We start from the raw sequence: 2024 nt of genomic DNA, 5'->3' as shown, positions 1-2024 counted from the left end.
GCAGCCTCTCACGTCCTTCATCGGCTCAGCATGCCAAGGCATCCACCGTGTGCCTTAACGAACAAACACACACCCCACACACACAACAGTGCGAAAGGGCGCATGCCACACAAAAAAATTGACAAAAGAATAAAGAAAACAACACACACCACACACCCACACACACAACATGTGTAGGCATTCGCGGCATGTGTCATTGCTCGCGTCCACTATACAGTTCTCACACAACACAGACCCCACACACCCACACCAACCAACCGGTTAGTACAGGCACATGACACCCTTGTACAACAGGAACAAAACATGTTGTCCCAGACACCCAACAGCATGCCAACAACCACACAACCACCATCCAGGTGGCCCATCCACATCCACATACCTGGTGGCAGCACCACACACGGGCACATCAACCACCAACACACCCACAGGGTGCACAAAAAAATAAAACTCCTTAGAAAGGAGGTGATCCAGCCGCACCTTCCGGTACGGCTACCTTGTTACGACTTCGTCCCAATCGCCGATCCCACCTTCGACCACTCCCTCCCCACAAGGGGTTAGGCCGTGGGCTTCGGGTGTTACCAACTTTCATGACGTGACGGGCGGTGTGTACAAGGCCCGGGAACGTATTCACCGCAGCATTGCTGATCTGCGATTACTAGCGACTCCGACTTCATGGGGTCGAGTTGCAGACCCCAATCCGAACTAAGGCCGGCTTTAAAGAGGATTAGCTTCACCTCACAGTGTCGCAACCTGTTGTACCGACCATTGTAGCATGTGTGAAGCCCTGGACATAAGGGGCATGATGATTTGACGTCATCCCCACCTTCCTCCGAGTTAACCCCGGCAGTCTCTCATGAGTCCCCACCATCACGTGCTGGCAACATAAGACAAGGGTTGCGCTCGTTGCGGGACTTAACCCAACATCTCACGACACGAGCTGACGACAACCATGCACCACCTGTACACCAGCCACAAAGGGAAAAACTATCTCTAGTCCGGTCCAGTGCATGTCAAGCCCAGGTAAGGTTCTTCGCGTTGCATCGAATTAATCCACATGCTCCGCCGCTTGTGCGGGCCCCCGTCAATTCCTTTGAGTTTTAGCCTTGCGGCCGTACTCCCCAGGCGGGGCGCTTAATGCGTTAGCTACGGCACAGAAGACGTGGAAGCCCCCTACACCTAGCGCCCACCGTTTACGGCATGGACTACCAGGGTATCTAATCCTGTTCGCTACCCATGCTTTCGCTCCTCAGCGTCAGTAACTGCCCAGAGACCTGCCTTCGCCATCGGTGTTCCTCCTGATATCTGCGCATTTCACCGCTACACCAGGAATTCCAGTCTCCCCTACAGCACTCAAGTTATGCCCGTATCGCCTGCACGACCAGAGTTAAGCCCCGGTATTTCACAGACGACGCGACAAACCACCTACGAGCTCTTTACGCCCAGTAATTCCGGACAACGCTCGCACCCTACGTATTACCGCGGCTGCTGGCACGTAGTTAGCCGGTGCTTCTTATCCAGGTACCGTCACAAAACGCTTCGTCCCTGGCGAAAGGAGTTTACAACCCGAAGGCCGTCATCCCCCACGCGGCGTCGCTGCATCAGGCTTGCGCCCATTGTGCAATATTCCCCACTGCTGCCTCCCGTAGGAGTCTGGGCCGTATCTCAGTCCCAATGTGGCCGTACACCCTCTCAGGCCGGCTACCCGTCGACGCCTTGGTAGGCCATTACCCCACCAACAAGCTGATAGGCCGCGGGCTCATCTCGCACCGAAAAAACTTTCCACCACACCCCTACAGTGCGGTCCTATCCGGTATTAGACCCAGTTTCCCAGGCTTATCCCAGAGTGCAAGGCAGATCACCCACGTGTTACTCACCCGTTCGCCACTCGAGTACCCTGCAAGCAGGGCCTTTCCGTTCGACTTGCATGTGTTAAGCACGCCGCCAGCGTTCATCCTGAGCCAGGATCAAACTCTCCACAAAAATAAGGGCAGAGCCCAATACCCAGCAAAAACTGCTAGCACCAC

1 rRNA gene is annotated in these 2024 nt (G+C 55.1%); it reads right to left on the bottom strand.

Annotated elements, in window-relative coordinates:
• Window positions 1-455: 455 nt before the first annotated feature.
• A 16S ribosomal RNA gene (locus FHE74_RS10465) occupies window positions 456-1980 on the bottom strand.
• Window positions 1981-2024 lie beyond the last annotated feature (44 nt).

It is taken from the genome of Corynebacterium tapiri (genome assembly GCF_006334925.1).
Lineage (GTDB): Bacteria > Actinomycetota > Actinomycetes > Mycobacteriales > Mycobacteriaceae > Corynebacterium > Corynebacterium tapiri.
Note: the sequence above shows the minus strand (reverse complement) of the source record. Positions and strands in the feature narration are given on the sequence as shown.